This window comes from Streptomyces sp. NPDC048370 (assembly GCF_043200825.1).
Lineage (GTDB): Bacteria > Actinomycetota > Actinomycetes > Streptomycetales > Streptomycetaceae > Streptomyces.
The window spans coordinates 220,014-237,841 of sequence record NZ_JBICYI010000010.1 but is presented as its reverse complement, the minus strand read 5'-3'; the positions used below and the strand labels follow the sequence as shown (position 1 = coordinate 237,841).

The window sequence follows — 17,828 nt, the reverse complement described above, 5'->3', positions numbered from 1 at the left end:
GACGGGAATCATAGTTCTCGCGCCGGCGGGCGAGGGCGGCGGGGCCTCTCAGCGCGGGACGTCCTGGCGGAAGTATTCGTGCTGCCCAGCGGCCTTGTAACCCTCCAGGGCAGGGCCCGAGTTGACCGTCAGGTCGCAGTTCGGGCCGGGGACCGCGCGGTTCCAGTGGACGTACGCCTTGGCCCTCGGAAGCGTGGGGGCGACCTTCGGGATGGCGGCGTACCAGTCGCGTTGGCGGTCGGGGCGGCGTGGGTCCGGTGCGGTGGCGAATTCCGACAGCATCAGGGGCTTGTTCGCGGAGACGTTCGTGCGCAGCCACTCGTAGGTCGGCCGCTGACTGGCCTCGAAGTCGAGCCAGTCGGGCGACTTGTGGCACTGGTAGTAGTTGTACTGGTCCATGCCGATCCAGTCGACGTACGCGTCTCCCGGGTAGAGCGCCCTCATCACGTCGGCGTTGCCGAGGTAGCCGGAGACCGTCCACACCCACACCACGTTACGGACCCCCAGCCGCTCGAAGCGGTCGCGGAGGTGGCGGTACGCGGCGACGTACTCCTCGGGGCTCCCCGCGCCCTCCTTGATGCGCATGTCGGTCTCCTGGTCGAAGGAGAAGAAGACCCGCTTGCCGTACGCCTTGAGGCGGCGCGCCTGCGGGTCGATGATCGAGGCGTCGTACTTCCCCGAGGCGATGTTCTTCCAGCCGAGCTGGGTCTCGCTCCAGCCCGCGTGGTGCTTCTCCTTCCAGACCGTGGACTCCCAGGCCAGCATCAGCAGCCGGTCCTCGCCGAGTTCCACCTCGTCGGGGGTGAGGAGTTCGCCGTCCGTCGGCTTCCCCGACATGTCGTGGTACGTGTAGACGAGGTCGAGCTTGCGCCCGATCTTCTTCTCGAAGGCGTACACCGGCCTGGTGAGCGAGCTGTTCTCGTCGTACGGGATGTACGCGCCCCACCACGCGCCGTCGCACGGCAGCACCAGCTTGCGGTCCGGGGCGCAGCGGTCGTCGGAGCCCTGGGTGCTCCAGACCCCGATCGCGGCGGCGAGCGCGCCGACGGCGGCGAGGGCGACGGCCATCGGGGCCGTCCGGCGCGGCGGCTGTGCGGCATGGCGGCGGCTCATCGCCCGCCACCGGGCTTTCGTTTGGTCCGCGGGCTCTCGACGGCGCCCCGGGTCGCGGCGGGCAGCGGGACGCCCGGCAGGGCGGCGACGACGGTCACGAAGACGGCGAGCGAGACCAGGAACGCGGTCGTGGAGAACCCCTTCACCAGGAAGAGCGAGGTCGCGGCGAGCGTCGCGAGGGACAGGCTGACGGGCGCGGCGAGCGCGAGCGCCTCCAGACGGGCGCCGGGCCGCAGCCCGCTCGGCTGCGGGTGGAGCAGCGCGAGGCCGGGCACGAGGGCGACGAAGGCGAGGACGGGGATCCAGCGCAGGGGGGAGCCGCCCGGCAGCGCGGTGGCGCCGAGCGCGACCCAGCCGGATGCCGCGAGGCCGATTCTGAGCCGGAGGTGTGCGGGTGCCATGGCGTACGTACTCCCGTGATCGTGATCGGTCGGAGGGTCATGACCTCGGTGCCGGCCGTGGGCGGTACTCCAGGACGAGGCCGTGTTCGTTCTCCTCCACCACGTGGAAGAGCGGCGAGCGCTTGAGGTCCTCGCGCAGGGTCCGGAAGCTGCCCGGTGGCAGATAGCCCTCGCCGATGACCGCCTTCTCCTGCGTCGGCGTGAGGACGACGAACGCCGGACGGCCGTCGGGGATGCCCCGGGCGAGGTAGCCCGCCGGGTCCTTCAGCATCTTCAGGTTCTCGGGCACTTCCTGCTCCGTGAAGAACCAGCGCTCGAAGTGGTCGTAGCGGTGGTACGCGCCGGGGAACGAGCCCGTCGTGGCGAGGATCAGCGCGCCGTCCGGGGCCCGGTCGTAGGCGCGTCGGGTGAGGGCGAGTTCGGCCGGCGGGGCGTAGTGCATGCCCTCCTTGCCGTAGTACGAGGGCAGGAAGCCGGCCAGCAGGGCGGTGAGCGCGAGCGGCAGCGCGACGGCGGCCACGCGTCGGGCCGCCTTCGCGCCCCTGCCGACCGCGCCGGCCGCCGGGACGAGCGCGGCGGCGGCGAAGAACGCGGTGCCAGGGAGCCCGAACAGGTAGACGCGGAAGAGCATTTCGCCGCCGTAGTCGTTGACGGCGAACATCGGGACGGGCGCGGCGGCGGCGAGCAGCAGCGGCAGCGCGCTGCGGACGAGTCTGCGGCGCAGCAGCACGGCCGTGCCGGCGAGCGCGGCGAGCGCGAGGACCATCACGATGTTGGCGGCGCCGACCAGCTCGGGCCCTGGCCCGGTGGGCTCACCGGCGTATCCGGCACGGGAGTTGGAGAGCAGGTCGCCCGCCGAGTCCTTGAGGGTGCTCATGGTCTCCAGGAAGAGGACCCGGCCCATGGTGAGGTCCCAGGCGAGCATGATGAGGCCCGTGACGACGAGCAGCCCGATGTTGCGGTAGCGGCGGGTGAGGCAGAGCGCGAAGAGAGTGGCGCACAGCATCACCGGGGTGAGCTGGTGCGAGGCGTTGATGGTCGCGATCAGCGGGGCGACGATCAGTACGGCGATCGCGCGCTGCTTCGGTGTCGTGGGCGGCGGCACGGCGGCCGCGGCCGGGTCGAGGAGGGTGCGGTCGCGCAGCTTCCCGGCGGACCCGGGCCGGACGAAGTGCCGTACGACGACGGCGAAGACGGTCAGATAGAGCAGGTACGCGAAGCCCTGCGGGGAGAGGTAGTCCTGGCCGACCCAGTTGGCCAGCTGGAAGATCCACACCCCGGTCCACACGAGCCGCCAGTCGTCGCTGAAGGTGCGGTAGATGAGGAGGAGGACGGGGAGGGTGAGGAGGCCCAGGGCGATCGGCGCCCAGTTGATGAAGGAGGCCGCCGATTCGACGCCGAAGGCGCGTACGAGCGCGGCGTCGAGCGAGAAGAACCCGGGCCACTGGTCGTACGCGGACATCCCGCCGGACAGCTCGCGCTGCGGGTACACCGTGCCTTCGGCGAGGAGCCGGCTGATCACGGCGTCGTGCTTGGAGGCCCAGGCGTACCGGACGGAGTCGTAGAGGATCGCCGGCGGCGCCTTCAGCGCCACGAGCATGGCCACACTGTACGCGGCCGGCCACCACGGGGCCGTGCCCGCCCGCCGCAGGGTGACCAGGAAGCCGCAGGTCAGGGCGGTAAGGGAGGCGTAGAAGGCGAGCGGGAAGCGGTCGAGGAGCCCGTAGTCGGCGATGTCGCGGAAGCCGATCCGGGGCAGCGCGTACAGCCAGAGCGCGGCAGCCACGAGCAGCGGGAGCGCGCTGAAGAGCGCGTGCGGGCCGGGTACGCGCCACCCGCGCACCGGCGCGGGGGTGCCCGCGTCCGGCTCCGCCTCGGTTCTCCGGGCGGCGGCGGGAGGCGGCGGCACGTCGCTTCCCTTTCCCTTGACTGGCGCGGGCACACGTTGCTGCACGGTGGCACTCCCCCTAGAACTGCCTTCGGACTGTCTTGCGAGCTGCTGTACGTGATGGGGCTCGTGATGGACCCTGATGGAGCTTGTATGGGGCTTGTATGGGGCTTGATGGAGCCTTTTCGGACAGCTCAGGCTCAGCCCGCGAACTCCGGTCCTCTGACCAGCGCACGGGCCCTGCGGTACAGCCGCCAGCCCACCGTCGGCAGCGAGTCCGCGTACGGCGCGGCCTTGGCTCCGCGGCCGTCCATCCACTGCTCGACGTCGGCGACGGTGTGGCTCCTGCGGACGATGAGCCGGGCGATCCGGTACCGCTCGTCGGTCTCGGAGCTGAGTGCGTGCCGGACGGCGACGGCCGAGGCGTACCCGGCGGCGGCGACGGCCCGGCGCACGGCGGGGCTGTTGTAACCGTGCGGGTAGGCGAGGTGGCGGACCTCGTGTCCGAGGACGTCCTCCAGGACGGCCTTCGGCTCGCGCAGCTCGCGCCGCAGCTCCTTGGGCGCCAGCGTGTCGAGCTGCGGGTGGGTGGCGGTGTGGGCGCCGACCTCCATCCCGTACTGCTCCAGGAGCGGCGCCTGGCCGAGGGCCATCATCGGGGCGGGCGGCAGCAGGCAGGCCCGGCCCGGGGTGATCGCGCCGGTGGTCAGGTACGCGGTGGCGGGCAGTTCGCGGGCGGCGAGCGCCTCGGCGGTCCGTCCCGGCAGGTCGGCGAAGCCGTCGTCGAAGGTGAGGACGACGGGGCGGGGCGGCAGCGGGGCGCGGCGGGCGAAGTGGTCGGCGAGACGTCCGACGGTGACGGGGGTCCGCCCGCTGTCGACGATCGCGTCGAGCTGGGCCTCGAACTCCTTGGGTCTCACGGTGAATTCGGCGATCCAGTCGGGCGGGTCGTCGCAGACGGCGTGGTAGAGCAGGACCGGGATGCGGGCGTGGGCGGGTGCGCTCATCTCGAACCCCTCATCCGTAGACGGGCTTTGGCGTAGCCGACGGGTCCGTAGAGCATGCCGCGTCGCTCCAGTCGGGAGAGGCTGCGAGGCCAGGGGTGGGCGTGCCCGCCGTGCGCGCCGGGGACGCCACCGCCGTCGACGTCCCGGCGCGCGGTCATGTTCCTGGCGTACGCGAGCCCGCGCGGCAGCCGGGCGAGGAGCGCGGGCAGCAGAGTGGGGCGGCGGACGAGGGTGGCGGTGAGGTACGCGGTGAGGCCGGCGCCGTACCCGAAGGCCTGGTTGCGCAGGTCCTGCGGGCTCTCGCGGTGGTGGTGCCAGACGAGGGCGTCGGCCGTGTAGCGGAGCCGGAAGCCCGCGGAGAGGACGGCGACGAAGGCGTACAGGTCGTCCCCGCCCCGGGCGGCCGTGCCGGTGCCGGTGGCCGGGTCGAAGCCGCCGGCGGCCTGGAGCGCACGGGTCCGGAAGGCCATGTTGGCGCCGGAGCCGAAGCTGCCGGCGGTGAACGGGAAGAGCGGTTCGTCGGCGGGCGGGCGCAGCGGGTCGTAGAGCCGGGGCGCGAAGCCCTTGGCGAAGCCGCCGTGGGATTCGAGGAGGATCTGGGCGGGGGTGCGCAGCCGGGCGGGCAGGATGAGGCCGGTGGCGCAGCCGAGTCGCGGGTCGGTGGCGAAGGGCACGGTGAGGGCGGTCAGCCAGTGCGGGTCGGCGACGACGTCGTCGTCGGTGAAGGCGACGACGTCGGCGCGGGCGTGGGCGAGCCCGGTGTTGTGGGCGACGGCGAGCCCGGGGGTGTCCTCGCGGACGTACCGGACGCGGTCGCCGTACTTTCCGGTGACCAGCTCCTCGGTGTCCCTGGTGCGGGGCGCGTTGTCGACGACGAGGACGTCGTAGTCGGGATGGTCCTGGTCGAGGAGGGAGTCCAGGGCGCGCGCGAGCTGGTCGGCGCGCTCGCGGGTGGCGACGACGACGCAGGCGCGGGGCGGGAGGGCGTGCGGCTCGGCGTGCGGCCCGGCGTGCGGCCCAGCGTGAGCGGCGTCCGGGAGCTGCTCCCGGGCGAGCCGGCCCAGCACCTCGGCGGGATCGTCCCCTTCCCGCACGTGAGCGAGGACGGTGGCGGCGGGCCGCCCCCGGAGGCGTACGAGCGCGTAGAGGTCGCCGGGCCCGGGGGCCGGGCCGCCGGGCGCGGGCCGGAGGGAGAGGACGGGCCCGTCGGGCGAGTCGAGGTCGAGGTCGACGACGGATCGTGGTCGCAAGCGCATGGTTCCCCCGCTGTCGGCTCAGGGCTGACCGGCGACGCCGCCGCGCAGGCGGGCGAGCCGGTTGAGGGCGCGGCGGCCGCGCGCGGCGAGCGCGGGCCTGTTGCGTATGTAGCTGTGGGCGCGGCGGGTGGGCTCGTGGGAGAGCCAGTGGAGTCCGGCGCGGAGTCCCGGCCGGGTCACCGACCCTTCGTAGACGGTCAGTTCGCCGGTCTTCAGGGCGTCCTTGTACTCGGCGTCGCCGCGGCCGAGGTCGAGCACGCCGATCCCGGCGTCCGCCGCGGCCTCGGCCATCCGCAGATGGAGGACGAGGCCGGGCGAGAACTTGGCGAACTCGGGGTCGTAGGACGGGAACCAGCAGGAGAGGACGGTGCGGGAGCGCAGCCCGAAGTGGGCGGCGATCGGCCGCTCACCCGCGTACAGCACGGACAGCACGCCCGAGCAGCCGGGCTCGCGCAGCGCGTGGAGATGCCGGACCAGGCCGCTTATCCACTCCTTGGCGAAGCGGTCACGCCGGCCGGTCCTGCGGTATTGGGCGGACTTCCACTCCATGAGGGTGCGCAGGGCGGCGGGATCCCGCTCGTCGAAGACGAACCGGACGGGCCCGACCTGCCGCCCCAACCGCCGCTCCTTGGCGAGCGTGGTCTTGAGGAACTTGGGCGACTGGACGCGCAGGAGGTCTTCGTACGCGGCGTATCCGTCGCCGACGTCGATGACGGGTGAGGCGAAGGCCTCACCGGCGACGCCGAGGAACGCGGGCTGCCCCTCTTCGAGATTGTCGAACTCCCAGGCGGAGAGCCCGCAGAGGCGCAGCAGCGCGCGGGGCGAGGGCGCGAGCCCGGTCCGCAGGACGGCGCCCTGACAGTCGGACACGCCGAGCCCGACGGCCCGCCCGTGCCCGAACGGCCCTTTCTCGTACGGGAAGAAGCCGACGGCCTCCCCGTCCTCCCACCACACGGCGACCCGCACCCGGGCCCGCACGGCGGCGACGGCCTGCGTGAACTCGGGCCCCATGAACGGATTCTCGGGCGCTCCGCTCTTCCCCCGCAGCTCCCGCCACGCCTCGACCTCACGAGCGGCGAGCTCCCCCGGCGCGACGATCTGCACGAACTTCCGTTGCTCACTGCCCTGTTCAAGGACAGCCCTCTTACGGACAGCGCTCAACTCCGACCCCCCGGTCTTCCCCCCTGAGTCCTGCCGCTACAGGACGGTACCGGTCGAAATCCCTCCGGGACAGGGCTACTCGACCATCTGTGACGGAGGGGAATTGATGGTGATCAAGCGACCAATGGTGCGTGACGGTCTGAGGTTCGCGGACCCGTCTGCCCGTGAGGTCCTTGATGAGACGCTGGCCCAAACCCCTGACGAGAGGGCGCGGCCGTGGAACACGTACTGAATCTTTGGCGTCAAGAACTCGGAGAGGTACCCGAGTCCGTCTGGCAGCGGACCGATCTCCGCGTCCTGATCCTGGCGGACAACGGACTCGCGACCCTCCCACCGGAGATCGGGCGTCTCCGCTTGCTGACCACCCTCGACCTCGGCCACAACGCGCTCACGTCGGTACCCGAGGAACTTTGTGAGCTGACCGAGCTCCGCGACTACCTCTACCTGCACGACAACCAGCTGTCACGGCTTCCGGACTCGCTGGGAAACCTGACACGGCTGCGTTACCTCAACGTGGGTGAGAACTCCCTCGCCTGCCTGCCGGAGGCCATCGGGACGATGACCGGCCTCATCGAGCTGAGAGCCCAGCACAACCGGCTCACAACCTTGCCGGACGCGCTCGGCCACCTCCGCGACCTGCGCGAACTCTGGCTCCGGGGAAACGCGATCGAGCACCTGCCGCCATCTACCGCCGACCTGCACGAACTGCGCCACCTGGACCTCCGCGAGAACTCCCTGACCGAACTGCCACAGTCACTCGCCGGCCTGCCACGCCTACGCCAGATCGACGTGCGCTCCAACCGCCTGAGACAGTTGCCGGAGTGGCTGACGTCGTTGCCCTCGCTGGAGAAGCTGGACCTCCGCTGGAACGCCATCGCCCCGTCCCTCCCGCTCCTGACCGAACTGGGGCACCGGGGCTGTGTCGTCCTGACGTGATCCGCCTGATGGGACGTGGCGGTCGGGCGCACGGCGGGCGTCGCGGGGTCAGCTGTGAGCCCGGCGATCACACTCACGCGCGTCGCGGGACTCCTGGAGCCACTGAAGGTTGGCCAGAACGTCGAAGGGGTCGTCCGGCCGGCCCGCGTGCACGCGATCGGTGTCGCCACATGGCGTCACGCAGTACCCACCGGCCATGACGACACGACGCCGCATGACGGCCCGGTGGCCCGCCGCGCGGTTCAGCCGATCAAAGTCGTCGACGAGGCAGACGACGGGGTTGGGGGTTGCCGCCATGGCACGGCACAGTGCGCTGAACTGAGGACGCGTTTCGGCGAGCGCGTGATCGCCGAGGTCGATCCACGTACCGACGATCTCCCATCCCCGCTGCTCCGCGTACGCCCGGCAGCGCGCGAGCCGGAGATCCAGGGCCACTGTGATCGCAGTGGCGTGGCGGTCGTAGAGGAATGCCCGTGCCCTCTCGCCCACATGCGTTGACGTCTCCGTACCGGCGTTCATCGTGTGCCCCTTCCACTACGCTGAGTTGTCGTCCATCCCTGTCGGCAAGACGGTACGAAGCGGCGGCAGGGGCTTGAAGCGACCACCGGTACGGGTTTCCCAGAACTGGTCGGCAGGCAAAGGGGACATCATGCTCGGCAGCTCGGAGCCAACCCCGACCGCCAGTAAGGGATCGTCACGGCGCGCCCCCGGATGCACGGTCGCAGGCTCCGTCTTCCGCCTCACTCGCGAGCAGACCGGCCACACGCAGGACTCCGTCGCGGAGTTGCTGGGAGTCGCGGTCGATACCGTCGCCGGCTGGGAGTCGGGACGGCGGCCGCTGACCTCCGTACCGGTCGGTCAGACGCTCGCTCACCAAGCCCTCCTCCTGAGGGAAGGCGCTCCGCCGCCCCTTCTGTCGACCCTGCGAAGGGCTTTGGAGGCGGACGTGCTCCTGACCGACCTGCTGGGGCGGGAGGTGCGCCACGACGACAATCCGCTCGGAGCATGGGTGCTGCGACGCGAGCTCGTGGAGTTGGTGTCCTGGCCTCTCAGCGGCGTGCCGCCGACTCCGCTGCGCTCCCTGCCGCCCGCCTCGCGGGCGCGGAGGGGTCCGGTGCCTGCGGGGCCACGCTTCTCTGCCGTCGAGCGGGAGCGGTTCTTCACACTGATGCGAGAGACGGCCGAACGGGCCCGCAGGACGGATCAGTTCCTACTCCGGCGTCAGGCCCTCTATCTCGCAGGGTACGACGATGCGACCGACACTCCGGCCTGGCTTGCCTACCAGCAGCGGACGGAACGGCCGGACGACTGGCTGTCCCAGTGGCTCAATGACCGCTCCGTCGCCACCGTGGCCGCCCGGCACGGCGACGGGGAGCGCTTGGACCACTTCATCTCCGCGACCCTCGCCGCGAGCGAAGCCGCTGAGACGGCCAATCTGAACTACTGGGCGTACTGGATCGGGGAATCGGCCCACGTCGAGCTCTCGGACGACTTCATCGCCCAGCCCAGCTGGGGACCCTGGCGGGGCGACAGGCTGATGGACCACCTAGTACGCGGCCTGACGCCGAACCACGGGTTCTTCGATCTCAATGTGCACACGCTGTGGGCTCTGATCGCGTCCCGGCCTGACCTACTGAGCCACAACGCGCCTGCGGCCCTGGCCCTGCGTGACCGGCTGCCGATGATGTTGGATGGCACCGAGCCGTCGACACGGGCGCGTCGGGAGCTCGAAAACATCCGCTATGCGATCCGCCTCGCGGACGCGTGAGAGGGGACGGACAGTGGCTGACGAGGACCTGTCGGCGGTGGCGCACTTCCTCTACGAGGCTGGAACTCTGAAGAACGCGCGTCGCACCGGATGGTGGATGGCCGGGGTTCGTGACCCGGAGAGCGTGGCGGAGCACTCCTGGCGTACGGCACTGATCGCGTCGGTCATCGCGAAACTCGAAGGCGCGGATCCGGCGCGTGCCGCGTTTCTGGCGGTGTGGCACGACACTCAGGAGACGCGTACCGGGGATGTGAACTACCTCGGCAAGAAGTATTCGACGGCCGCCGATCCCCGCGAGGTCACCGCAGACCAGACGGCCGGCATGCCCGGGGTGTTGGCCGAAGCGATCCGGGATCTGGTGGACGAATACGAGGCCAAGGAGTCGCCCGAGGCGATCTGCGCGCGCGACGCCGACAAGCTGGAGTGCCTGCTGCAGGGCATCGAGTACAAGGCTCAGGGCTACGAGAACGCCCAGCGCTGGATCGACAACAGCCGGGGCAGGATCACCACGGAGACGGCGGGGCGGCTGGCGGACGAGCTGCTGGCGCAGGGCAGTTTGGACTGGTTGCGCGCGGTGCTCGGAGAGTCGCGGGGGTGAGTGGGTCGCGGTTTTCCGCGACCCGGTTCAGGGTCAACTGGTGGTCCACGAGATCCCGTTGAAAAGGACTGGGGAAAGAACCACTTCCACCCAAACCCGACAGCTCACACTTTCGGGTGACAAGGTGGCAGAACGGCCGGGCGGCGCGGTACGGTCGCGCCAACTTGCATATGCCGTAAAAGATTTCGGCCCCCGGCGGGACTGGCATCCCGCTCGAGGGCCTGATCATCAAGGAAGTCGGAACCTCTTCCGCATGACTGCAACGCAGTTTAGTACGCCCACGCCCGCTCGCGCTGGAGTGACGCACGTACGTCACCGTCACGACGAGAAGTTCACCGTCGTGAGAACCCGCACCCCGTCGACCTGGTCAAGCGCCCACGCGCAGCCCGTCGGGAACCCCGCCCCGCAGCCCCTCCTACGGCACCTGAAGTGCCCGAACTCACCGAGGAGTTGCAGCCCGCTGCCGGGCTTCTCGCCGGCCTCCGGCAGCGCGAGGCCCGGCTGCTGCTCTCGGAGAGCGACGTACGGCGCCTGGCGCCCGAGGTTCATCGCTGGCTGGAGCGGGACATCCCGCCCCGCCGCCGTCACCCGTACCCTCACCGGCTCGCTCCCCTCCGGCACCATCCGCTGGCCCGCCCGCCTCCTCGCCCACCGTCTGCGCGAGTGGGTCCCGCCCGAGCTTCCCCCTGCGCCGGAGGCCCCCACGATCCTGCCGTTGCAGAACTGCGACCGCTGCGACCGGGCCTTCCGGAGCGCCGAACACGGTCTCTGCCGCCCCCGCAAGGGAGATGTGCATGATCAGGGAGCCGAGGAGCCGCGACCTCAGGGGGCCTGACGTCACACCACCAGCGTCGCGCCATCCTCGCCACACCCGGCGCTCCATGCGCCAACTCCCCGTAAGATGCTTTGACTTGAGGCTTTCGGGGGGAGGGCTTGAGCGTGAAGCTGGGACTTGAGCACGTGGTGTTGGTCGGCTTGGTCTGCTGGTTGGTCTACCGGGGCTTCTTGTGGGCCCGTGGGGTCGTGCATCGGCTGCGGCTTCCGCAGCTGTCGGTCGCCCCGGGGCAGTTGGAGATGTGTCAGGGGCAGGCGTTCCGCGAGATCTGTCGGCGGGCCGAGCGGCCGGGCGGACACGTGGAGATGAACGACTACTTCGCCGAGCGCGGATGGAACCGGGCGGACGCCCTGCGCATCCTGGCCGAGCCGCTCAAGCACAGGCTGATCAAGGTCAAGGGCTGGTGGTTCGGCGGGTACAGCGTGACGCGCAAGGGCTGGGCGGAATACGAGAGCAAGTTCATCTGGTCAGGAGGCGAAGGGGTGCACATCTCCTCGGCATCGGGCGGGTTCGTCGTGGCGAACGTCAACAGCCCTCAGGCAGTGGCCCACGGCGGCTACGGAAACCGGGCGAACGCGCCCGACATCCCCCACCAGCGGCTGATCGACGCCCTTCGTACGGACGCCGGCACCGAGACGTCCGACGAGGCGGTACGGGCACGGGAGTACGCCGACGACCTGGCCTCGGCCGTCGACGCGCAGGACACCGACGGGACCACGCGCATCCTCGGGAGGATCAACGCTCTTCTGGCCTCCGCCACGGCCGCCTTCACCCTGACCCGCGAGCTGCTGCCCCCGGGGTCGTAGGAACGCGCGCGCCACTAGGGTGGGCCAATGGCGTCGATCAAGAAGTTTCAAGTCACCTTCGACTGTGCGGACCCTGAGCGCGTCGCCCGGTTCTGGTGCGAGGTGTTGGGGTACGTCGTACCGCCGCCGCCGGAGGGGTTCGCCACGTGGGACGCGTACGAACGCTCGCTGCCGCCCGAGCGGCAGGGTGCGGGGTTCGTCGCCATGGATCCCACGGGTGTCGGGCCGCGCATGTACTTCCAGCGCGTCCCCGAAGGCAAGGTCGTCAAGAATCGTGTGCACCTCGACGTGCGGGTCGGCACCGGTCTCGTGGGTGACGAGCGTGTCGCCGCACTCGAGGCCGAGTGCGCGCGCCTGGTCGCACTCGGCGCGGTGCGCGGGCAACTCCTGCTGGCCGACGAGTACAACGAGTCGTGCCTGGGGATGCAGGACGTCGAGGGCAACGAGTTCTGTCTCGACTGACGGGACGCTGAGGGGCCGCGAGTCGCGGCCCCTCCAGATCGCCGTCACACCAGCCGCGTCCCCTGCCGCCAGACCTCCGACACCAGCGGGACCCCCGGGCGGTACGCCAGGTGGACGTGGGACGGGGCGTCCAGGAGGGTGAGGTCGGCCAGGGAGCCGGGGGTCAGGTGGCCGACGTCCGTGCGGCGGAGGGCCTTCGCGCCGCCCGCCGTCGCCGACCAGACCGCTTCGTCCGGGGTCATGCCCATGTCCCGTACCGCGAGCGCGATGCAGAACGGGACCGAGGACGTGAACGACGAGCCCGGGTTGCAGTCCGTCGACAGGGCCACCGTCGCGCCCGCGTCCAGGAGGCGGCGGGCGTTCGGCCACTGCGCCCGGGTGGAGAACTCCGCGCCCGGGAGGAGCGTCGCCACCGTGTTGCCCGAAGCCAGGGCGGCCACGTCCTCGTCCGTCAGGTGCGTGCAGTGGTCCGCGCTCGCCGCGTCCAGTTCCACCGCCAGCTGGACACCGGGGCCGTACGTGAGCTGGTTCGCGTGGACCCTCGGGTGCAGGCCCTTCGCCTTGCCCGCCGTGAGGATCGCCCGCGCCTGGTCCCCGTCGAACGCGCCCTTCTCGCAGAAGACGTCCACCCAACGGGCGTACGGCGCACAGGCGTCGAGCATCTCGCCCGTCACAAGCTCCACGTACGCGGCCGGGTCGTCGGCGTAGTCGGGCGAGACGATGTGGGCGCCCAGGTACGTGACCTCGTCCGTGTGCTCGGCCGCGATCCGCAGCGCCCTCGCCTCGTCCTCGACCGTCAGGCCGTAGCCCGACTTCGTCTCGAAGGTCGTCGTGCCCTGGCGGAGTGCCTCCCGCATGAAGCGCGCCACGTTCGCCGAGAGGTCCTCGTCGCTCGCCGCCCGCGTCGCCGCCACCGTCGTACGGATGCCGCCCGCCTTGTACGGCTGCCCCGACATCCGCGCGTTGAACTCCGCCGTGCGGTCGCCGGCGAAGACCAGGTGCGAGTGCGAGTCCACGAAGCCGGGGATCACGGCCCGGCCACCGGCGTCGACCCTGTTGTCAGTGGCGGGTGCTTTGCTTGATTCACCGACCCAGACGACCCGGTCGCCTTCGATGACGACGGCCGCGTCCTGGATCAGACCCAGAGGGCTTCCATCACCGAGAGAGGGGTCGTTGGTGACCAGGCTGGCGATGTTGACGATGGCCGTGGCCGCCGTCGCCACCGCGCTGTTCGCGCTCGTGGGGGCGGAGGTCGCCGCCGCGTTGTTCCTCGCCGCAGGGCCTGTGTTCATGGTTCGGGGTGTCTCCTTCAGCCGGTTCAGCCGGTTCAGCCGTGTAGGGCGGCGATCGAGTCCGCCAGTGCGCGGGCGACGTCCGGTACGGACTGGTGGACCCCGTCCCGTACGACATGCCGGCCGCCCACGATCGTGTGCCGCACATCCGCGGCCGACGCTGCGAATACCGCCGTCTCGGCTGCCAGACGCGGCACCGGTCCCGCTGTCCTGACCGAGTCCAGGGCGATCGTCGTGAAGTCGGCGAGCGCGCCCGGCTCCAGGGTGCCCGCCCCGGCCCAGCCGAGGGCCGCGTGGCCGTCGGCCGTCGCCGCGCGCAGCAGCGCGGCGGCCGTCCAGTGGCCGCGCGTGCGGGAGCGGAGGCGTTCGTTCAGCTCCATCGCCCGCGCCTCCTCCAGGAGGTCGATGACGGCGTGGCTGTCGCTGCCGAGCGACAGCGGCGAGCCCGCCTGCTGAAGGGCGACCGCCGGGCCGATGCCGTCCGCCAGGTCCCGTTCGGTCGTCGGGCACATGCAGGTGCCCGTGGTCGACGAGCCAAGGAGGGAGATGTCCGCGGCCGTCAGGTGCGTGTTGTGGACGCCCGTCGTCCGCGCGCCCAACACGCCGTGGTCCGCGAGGAGCTGCGTCGGCGTGCGGCCGTGCGCCGCCAGGCACGCGTCGTTCTCGGCCGTCTGCTCCGAGAGGTGGACATGGAGGGGCACCGCGCGCGACCGCGCCCAGTCGGCCACCGTCGACAGCTGGTCCGCCGGGACCGCGCGGACCGAGTGGATCGCCGCCCCGATCCGGACCCCGTCCCGCTCCTTCAGGAGCGAGACCCGCTCCGCCCACGCCTCCGCCGTGCCGTCCGAGAAGCGGAGCTGGTGCCTGTCCGGCGCCGCGCCGAAGCCGGACGAGAGGTACGCCGTGTCCAGGAGCGTGATCCGGATGCCCGCGTCAGCCGCCGCCTGCACGAGGGCCTCGCCCATCGCGTTCGGGTCGGCGTAGGGCGTGCCGCCCGGCGCGTGGTGGAGGTAGTGGAACTCGCCGACGGCCGTGATGCCGGCGAGCGCCATCTCCGCGTACACCGCCCGGGCGAGCGCGTGGTACGTCTCCGGCGTCAGCCGGGACGCCACCTGGTACATGACCTCCCGCCACGTCCAGAACGTGCCCGAGCCGACCTGGACCGTTCCCCGAAGGGCCCGGTGGAAGGCGTGCGAGTGGGCGTTGGCCAGGCCCGGGATCGTCAGGCCTCGCAGGACTTCCGCGCCCGGGGGCGGCGACTCCAGGCCCCTGCGTACCGCCGTGACGCGGCCGTCCGTCACGTCCAGCGCCACGCCCGGCTCCACGTTCGTGTCCAGCCAGGCGTGTTCCAGCCAGTACGTCGTCACCTGCACGCCAGGCCCTCCAGTACGTCGGCGAGTGCGAGCACCCCCGCCACGCAGTCCTCCTCGGCCGCGAACTCGGCCGGGGAGTGCGAGACGCCCGTGGGGTTCCGTACGAACAGCATGGCGGTCGGGATCGATTCGGACAAAATACCCGCGTCGTGTCCCGCCCCCGTGCCGAGGACCGGAGTCTTCTCCCCCAGCACCGAAGCCAGCTCGTCCCGCAGGGCGTGCGCGAACTCCACCACCGGCGTGAAGGACTCCCGTACGACCGTGAGGTCGATGCCGTGCCGGTTCGCGTAGTCGCGGGCCGCGCTCTCGACGCCCGCCGTCACGGTGTCGAGCGCCGTCTGGTCGGCGGCGCGGGCGTCGAGCCAGCCACGGACCAGGGAAGGGATCGCGTTGACGCCGTTCGGCTCGACCACGATCTTGCCGAACGTGGCGACCGCGCCCGCGAGTTCGGCCTCGCGGCGGGCGGCGAGGACCGTCTCCGCGTACGTGAGCATCGGGTCGCGGCGGTCGACCAGGCGGGTGGTGCCGGCGTGGTTGGCCTCGCCCGCGAAGTCGTACCGCCAGCGGCCGTGCGGCCAGATCGCGGACGCGATGCCGACGGCGTCGCCGGAGAGGTCCAGGGCGCGGCCCTGCTCGACGTGCAGCTCGACGAAGGCGCCGATCCCGGCGAGGCGCTCGGGGTCGGGGCCGATGGCCTCCGGGTCGAATCCGGCGGCCTCCATCGCCTGCGGCAGGGTGATTCCGTCCGCGTCGCGGAGCTCGTACGCCTGCTCCTTCGTCAGCCGCCCGGCCGTGAGGCGCGAGCCGACGCAGGCCAGACCGAAGCGGGCGCCCTCCTCGTCGCCGAAGTTGGTGATGGCGAAGGGCTTGGCGAACTCCACTCCCCTGCGGCGGAGTTCGTCGAGCGCTGCGAAGGCGGAGACGACACCGAGGGGGCCGTCGAAGGCGCCCCCGTCCGGCACGGAGTCCAGGTGCGAGCCGGTGACGACCGCGTCACCGGCCGACGGGTCGCCGAGCCAGGCCCACTGGTTGCCGTTCCGGTCGACCTCGTAGTTCAGCCGGCGCGCCTCGGCCTGCATCTGGAACCAGAGCCGGCAGTCGGCGTCGGCGCCCGTCCAGGCGTACCGGCGGTAGCCGCCCGAGGCGGCGCTGCGGCCGATGGGCCGCAGCGACCGCCACATGGCGTGGAACGTCTCGCTCACGCGGAGCCGCCCTCGGGGGTCCCGGCAGCGCCGTCGCCCTCGCGCATCGGGACCCGTACGCCCTTCTCCTGCGCCACCCGCTCCGCGATGTCGTAGCCCGCGTCGACGTGGCGGATGACGCCCATGCCCGGGTCGTTCGTCAGGACGCGGCGGATCTTCTCGCCGGCCAGCTTCGTGCCGTCCGCCACGGAGACCTGGCCCGCGTGGATGGAGCGGCCCATGCCGACGCCGCCGCCGTGGTGGATGGAGACCCAGGACGCGCCGGAGGCGACGTTCACCATGGCGTTCAGGAGGGGCCAGTCCGCGATCGCGTCGGAGCCGTCGAGCATGGCCTCGGTCTCACGGTACGGGGAGGCGACCGAGCCGCAGTCCAGGTGGTCGCGGCCGATCGCGAGGGGCGCGGCGAGGGTGCCGTTGCCGACCATGTCGTTGAACATGTCGCCCGCCTTGTCGCGCTCGCCCTGGCCGAGCCAGCAGATGCGCGCGGGGAGGCCCTGGAAGTGGACGCGCTCGCCGGCCATCTTGATCCAGCGGTGGAGGGACTCGTTCTCCGGGAAGAGGTCGAGGATCGCCTTGTCCGTCTTGTGGATGTCGCTCGCCTCGCCGGAGAGCGCGGCCCAGCGGAACGGGCCCTTGCCCTCGCAGAAGAGCGGACGGATGTAGGCAGGTACGAAGCCGGGGAAGGCGAACGCGCGGTCGTAGCCCGCCAGTTGAGCCTCGCCACGGATCGAGTTGCCGTAGTCGAAGACCTCGGCGCCCGCGTCCATGAAGCCGACCATGGCCTCGACGTGCTTGGCCATCGACTCGCGGGCGCGGGTGGTGAAGCCGGCCGGGTCCTTGGCCGCGTACGTCGCCATGTCGTCGAAGTCGACGCCGATCGGCAGGTACGCGAGCGGGTCGTGGGCCGAGGTCTGGTCGGTCACGATGTCGATCGGGGCGCCCTCGGCGAGCATCTGCGGCAGCAGCTCCGCCGCGTTGCCGAGCAGGCCGATGGAGAGCGGACGGCGGGCGTCGCGGGCCTCGACGGCCAGCTGGAGCGCGTGGGCGAGGTTGTCGGCCTTCACGTCCAGGTAGCGGTGCTCGATGCGGCGCTCGATGGCGCGCGGGTCGACGTCGATACAGATCGCGACGCCGTCGTTCATCGTCACGGCGAGGGGCTGGGCGCCGCCCATGCCGCCGAGACCAGCGGTGAGGGTGATCGTCCCGGCCAGCGTGCCGTTGAACTTCTTCGCGGCGACGGCGGCGAACGTCTCGTACGTGCCCTGCAGGATGCCCTGGGTGCCGATGTAGATCCACGAGCCGGCCGTCATCTGGCCGTACATGGTCAGGCCCAGCTGCTCCAGGCGCCGGAACTCCTCCCAGTTCGCCCAGTCGCCGACCAGGTTGGAGTTGGCGATGAGGACACGCGGCGCCCACTCGTGGGTCTGCATGACGCCCACCGGGCGGCCGGACTGGACGAGCATCGTCTCGTCCTGCTTGAGGGTCCGCAGCGTGCGCACCATCGCGTCGAAGGAGCGCCAGTCGCGCGCGGCCTTGCCGGTGCCGCCGTAGACGACGAGCTTGTCGGGGTGCTCGGCGACCTCGGGGTCGAGATTGTTCTGCAGCATCCGGAGGGCGGCCTCCTGCTGCCATCCCAGGGCGCTCAGTTCCGTACCGCGCGGGGCCCGTACGGGGCGGGGTCCTGACATGGTGCAGCCTCCTCCGATGTGGATCAGTTATTCACATCCTGG

Annotated in this window: 17 protein-coding genes; 5 read left to right on the top strand and 12 right to left on the bottom strand. The window is 71.3% G+C overall.

The window, feature by feature from the left end:
• Positions 1-48: 48 nt before the first annotated feature.
• From ACGFYP_RS22670 to ACGFYP_RS22645, 6 genes are all read right to left on the bottom strand, one after another.
• The gene (locus tag ACGFYP_RS22670; RefSeq protein ID WP_393496353.1) at positions 49-1,113 is read right to left on the bottom strand and encodes a glycoside hydrolase family 26 protein; all 1,065 of its coding nucleotides are present in this window, start codon (positions 1,111-1,113) and stop codon (positions 49-51) included.
• Positions 1,110-1,514, bottom strand: coding sequence for a hypothetical protein (locus ACGFYP_RS22665; RefSeq protein ID WP_393496350.1), 405 nt, complete (start codon positions 1,512-1,514; stop codon positions 1,110-1,112). Before ACGFYP_RS22665 ends, ACGFYP_RS22670 begins: the two co-directional genes overlap by 4 nt.
• A 37-nt stretch (positions 1,515-1,551) precedes the next feature.
• Entirely contained in the window at positions 1,552-3,423 is a 1,872-nt protein-coding gene (locus tag ACGFYP_RS22660; RefSeq protein ID WP_393496347.1) for a hypothetical protein, read from the bottom strand.
• Positions 3,424-3,602: 179 nt separating this feature from the next.
• A complete protein-coding gene (locus ACGFYP_RS22655) occupies positions 3,603-4,409 on the bottom strand; it encodes a polysaccharide deacetylase family protein (protein ID WP_393496344.1) in 807 nt (268 codons plus the stop codon).
• Positions 4,406-5,665 carry a glycosyltransferase gene (locus tag ACGFYP_RS22650; RefSeq protein ID WP_393496340.1) on the bottom strand — a complete coding sequence of 420 codons (1,260 nt, stop codon included), beginning with the start codon at positions 5,663-5,665 and terminating at the stop codon, positions 4,406-4,408. Before ACGFYP_RS22650 ends, ACGFYP_RS22655 begins: the two co-directional genes overlap by 4 nt.
• A gap of 18 nt (positions 5,666-5,683) precedes the next feature.
• Positions 5,684-6,769 (bottom strand): GNAT family N-acetyltransferase, encoded by a 1,086-nt coding sequence (locus tag ACGFYP_RS22645; RefSeq protein ID WP_393496337.1) that lies wholly within the window; start codon positions 6,767-6,769, stop codon positions 5,684-5,686.
• A gap of 273 nt (positions 6,770-7,042) precedes the next feature.
• Here ACGFYP_RS22645 and ACGFYP_RS22640 point away from each other — a divergent pair, with 273 nt between their 5' ends.
• A complete protein-coding gene (locus tag ACGFYP_RS22640) occupies positions 7,043-7,762 on the top strand; it encodes a leucine-rich repeat domain-containing protein (protein ID WP_393496334.1) in 720 nt (239 codons plus the stop codon).
• Positions 7,763-7,810: 48 nt separating this feature from the next.
• Here the strand turns inward: ACGFYP_RS22640 and ACGFYP_RS22635 are convergent, their stop codons facing one another.
• Entirely contained in the window at positions 7,811-8,281 is a 471-nt protein-coding gene (locus ACGFYP_RS22635; RefSeq protein ID WP_393496330.1) for a recombinase family protein, read from the bottom strand.
• Between the two features lie 130 nt (positions 8,282-8,411).
• Here ACGFYP_RS22635 and ACGFYP_RS22630 point away from each other — a divergent pair, with 130 nt between their 5' ends.
• The gene (locus tag ACGFYP_RS22630) at positions 8,412-9,530 is read left to right on the top strand and encodes a helix-turn-helix domain-containing protein (RefSeq protein WP_393496327.1); all 1,119 of its coding nucleotides are present in this window, start codon (positions 8,412-8,414) and stop codon (positions 9,528-9,530) included.
• A gap of 13 nt (positions 9,531-9,543) precedes the next feature.
• Positions 9,544-10,128, top strand: coding sequence for an HD family hydrolase (locus tag ACGFYP_RS22625; protein WP_393496324.1), 585 nt, complete (start codon positions 9,544-9,546; stop codon positions 10,126-10,128).
• A 318-nt stretch (positions 10,129-10,446) separates the two neighbouring features.
• On the opposite strand, the gene ACGFYP_RS22620 is transcribed toward ACGFYP_RS22625, so the two are convergent.
• Entirely contained in the window at positions 10,447-10,728 is a 282-nt protein-coding gene (locus tag ACGFYP_RS22620) for a hypothetical protein (protein ID WP_393496321.1), read from the bottom strand.
• A 339-nt stretch (positions 10,729-11,067) separates the two neighbouring features.
• On the opposite strand from ACGFYP_RS22620, the gene ACGFYP_RS22615 reads away from it, so the two are divergent.
• Both ACGFYP_RS22615 and ACGFYP_RS22610 read left to right on the top strand, forming a co-directional pair.
• The gene (locus tag ACGFYP_RS22615) at positions 11,068-11,769 is read left to right on the top strand and encodes a hypothetical protein (RefSeq protein ID WP_393496318.1); all 702 of its coding nucleotides are present in this window, start codon (positions 11,068-11,070) and stop codon (positions 11,767-11,769) included.
• A gap of 27 nt (positions 11,770-11,796) precedes the next feature.
• Positions 11,797-12,231 carry a VOC family protein gene (locus ACGFYP_RS22610; RefSeq protein ID WP_393496314.1) on the top strand — a complete coding sequence of 145 codons (435 nt, stop codon included), beginning with the start codon at positions 11,797-11,799 and terminating at the stop codon, positions 12,229-12,231.
• 44 nt (positions 12,232-12,275) lie between these two features.
• Here the strand turns inward: ACGFYP_RS22610 and hutI are convergent, their stop codons facing one another.
• From hutI to hutU, 4 genes are read right to left on the bottom strand one after another with little or no spacing between them, the layout of a single operon-like run.
• The gene (gene hutI / locus ACGFYP_RS22605) at positions 12,276-13,523 is read right to left on the bottom strand and encodes an imidazolonepropionase (protein WP_393496311.1); all 1,248 of its coding nucleotides are present in this window, start codon (positions 13,521-13,523) and stop codon (positions 12,276-12,278) included.
• Between the two features lie 35 nt (positions 13,524-13,558).
• Positions 13,559-14,896, bottom strand: a complete 1,338-nt coding sequence (locus ACGFYP_RS22600; protein WP_393496307.1) for a formimidoylglutamate deiminase — start codon at positions 14,894-14,896, stop codon at positions 13,559-13,561.
• Positions 14,887-16,098, bottom strand: coding sequence for an allantoate amidohydrolase (locus ACGFYP_RS22595; RefSeq protein ID WP_393496304.1), 1,212 nt, complete (start codon positions 16,096-16,098; stop codon positions 14,887-14,889). Before ACGFYP_RS22595 ends, ACGFYP_RS22600 begins: the two co-directional genes overlap by 10 nt.
• A complete protein-coding gene (gene hutU, locus ACGFYP_RS22590) occupies positions 16,095-17,786 on the bottom strand; it encodes a urocanate hydratase (RefSeq protein WP_393496301.1) in 1,692 nt (563 codons plus the stop codon). The genes ACGFYP_RS22595 and hutU overlap by 4 nt, the downstream gene beginning before the upstream one ends.
• Positions 17,787-17,828: the final 42 nt, after the last annotated feature.

What these genes read in the sequence shown, in the direction of transcription:
- ACGFYP_RS22665 (WP_393496350.1), bottom strand. Translation starts at nt 1,514, where the DNA reads ATGGCACCCGCACACCTCCGGCTCAGAATCGGCCTCGCGGCATCCGGC.
- ACGFYP_RS22635 (WP_393496330.1), bottom strand. Translation starts at nt 8,281, where the DNA reads ATGAACGCCGGTACGGAGACGTCAACGCATGTGGGCGAGAGGGCACGG.
- hutI (WP_393496311.1), bottom strand. Translation starts at nt 13,523, where the DNA reads ATGAACACAGGCCCTGCGGCGAGGAACAACGCGGCGGCGACCTCCGCC.
- ACGFYP_RS22610 (WP_393496314.1), top strand. Translation starts at nt 11,797, where the DNA reads ATGGCGTCGATCAAGAAGTTTCAAGTCACCTTCGACTGTGCGGACCCT.
- ACGFYP_RS22630 (WP_393496327.1), top strand. Translation starts at nt 8,412, where the DNA reads ATGCTCGGCAGCTCGGAGCCAACCCCGACCGCCAGTAAGGGATCGTCA.
- ACGFYP_RS22655 (WP_393496344.1), bottom strand. Translation starts at nt 4,409, where the DNA reads ATGAGCGCACCCGCCCACGCCCGCATCCCGGTCCTGCTCTACCACGCC.
- ACGFYP_RS22650 (WP_393496340.1), bottom strand. Translation starts at nt 5,665, where the DNA reads ATGCGCTTGCGACCACGATCCGTCGTCGACCTCGACCTCGACTCGCCC.
- hutU (WP_393496301.1), bottom strand. Translation starts at nt 17,786, where the DNA reads ATGTCAGGACCCCGCCCCGTACGGGCCCCGCGCGGTACGGAACTGAGC.
- ACGFYP_RS22670 (WP_393496353.1), bottom strand. Translation starts at nt 1,113, where the DNA reads ATGAGCCGCCGCCATGCCGCACAGCCGCCGCGCCGGACGGCCCCGATG.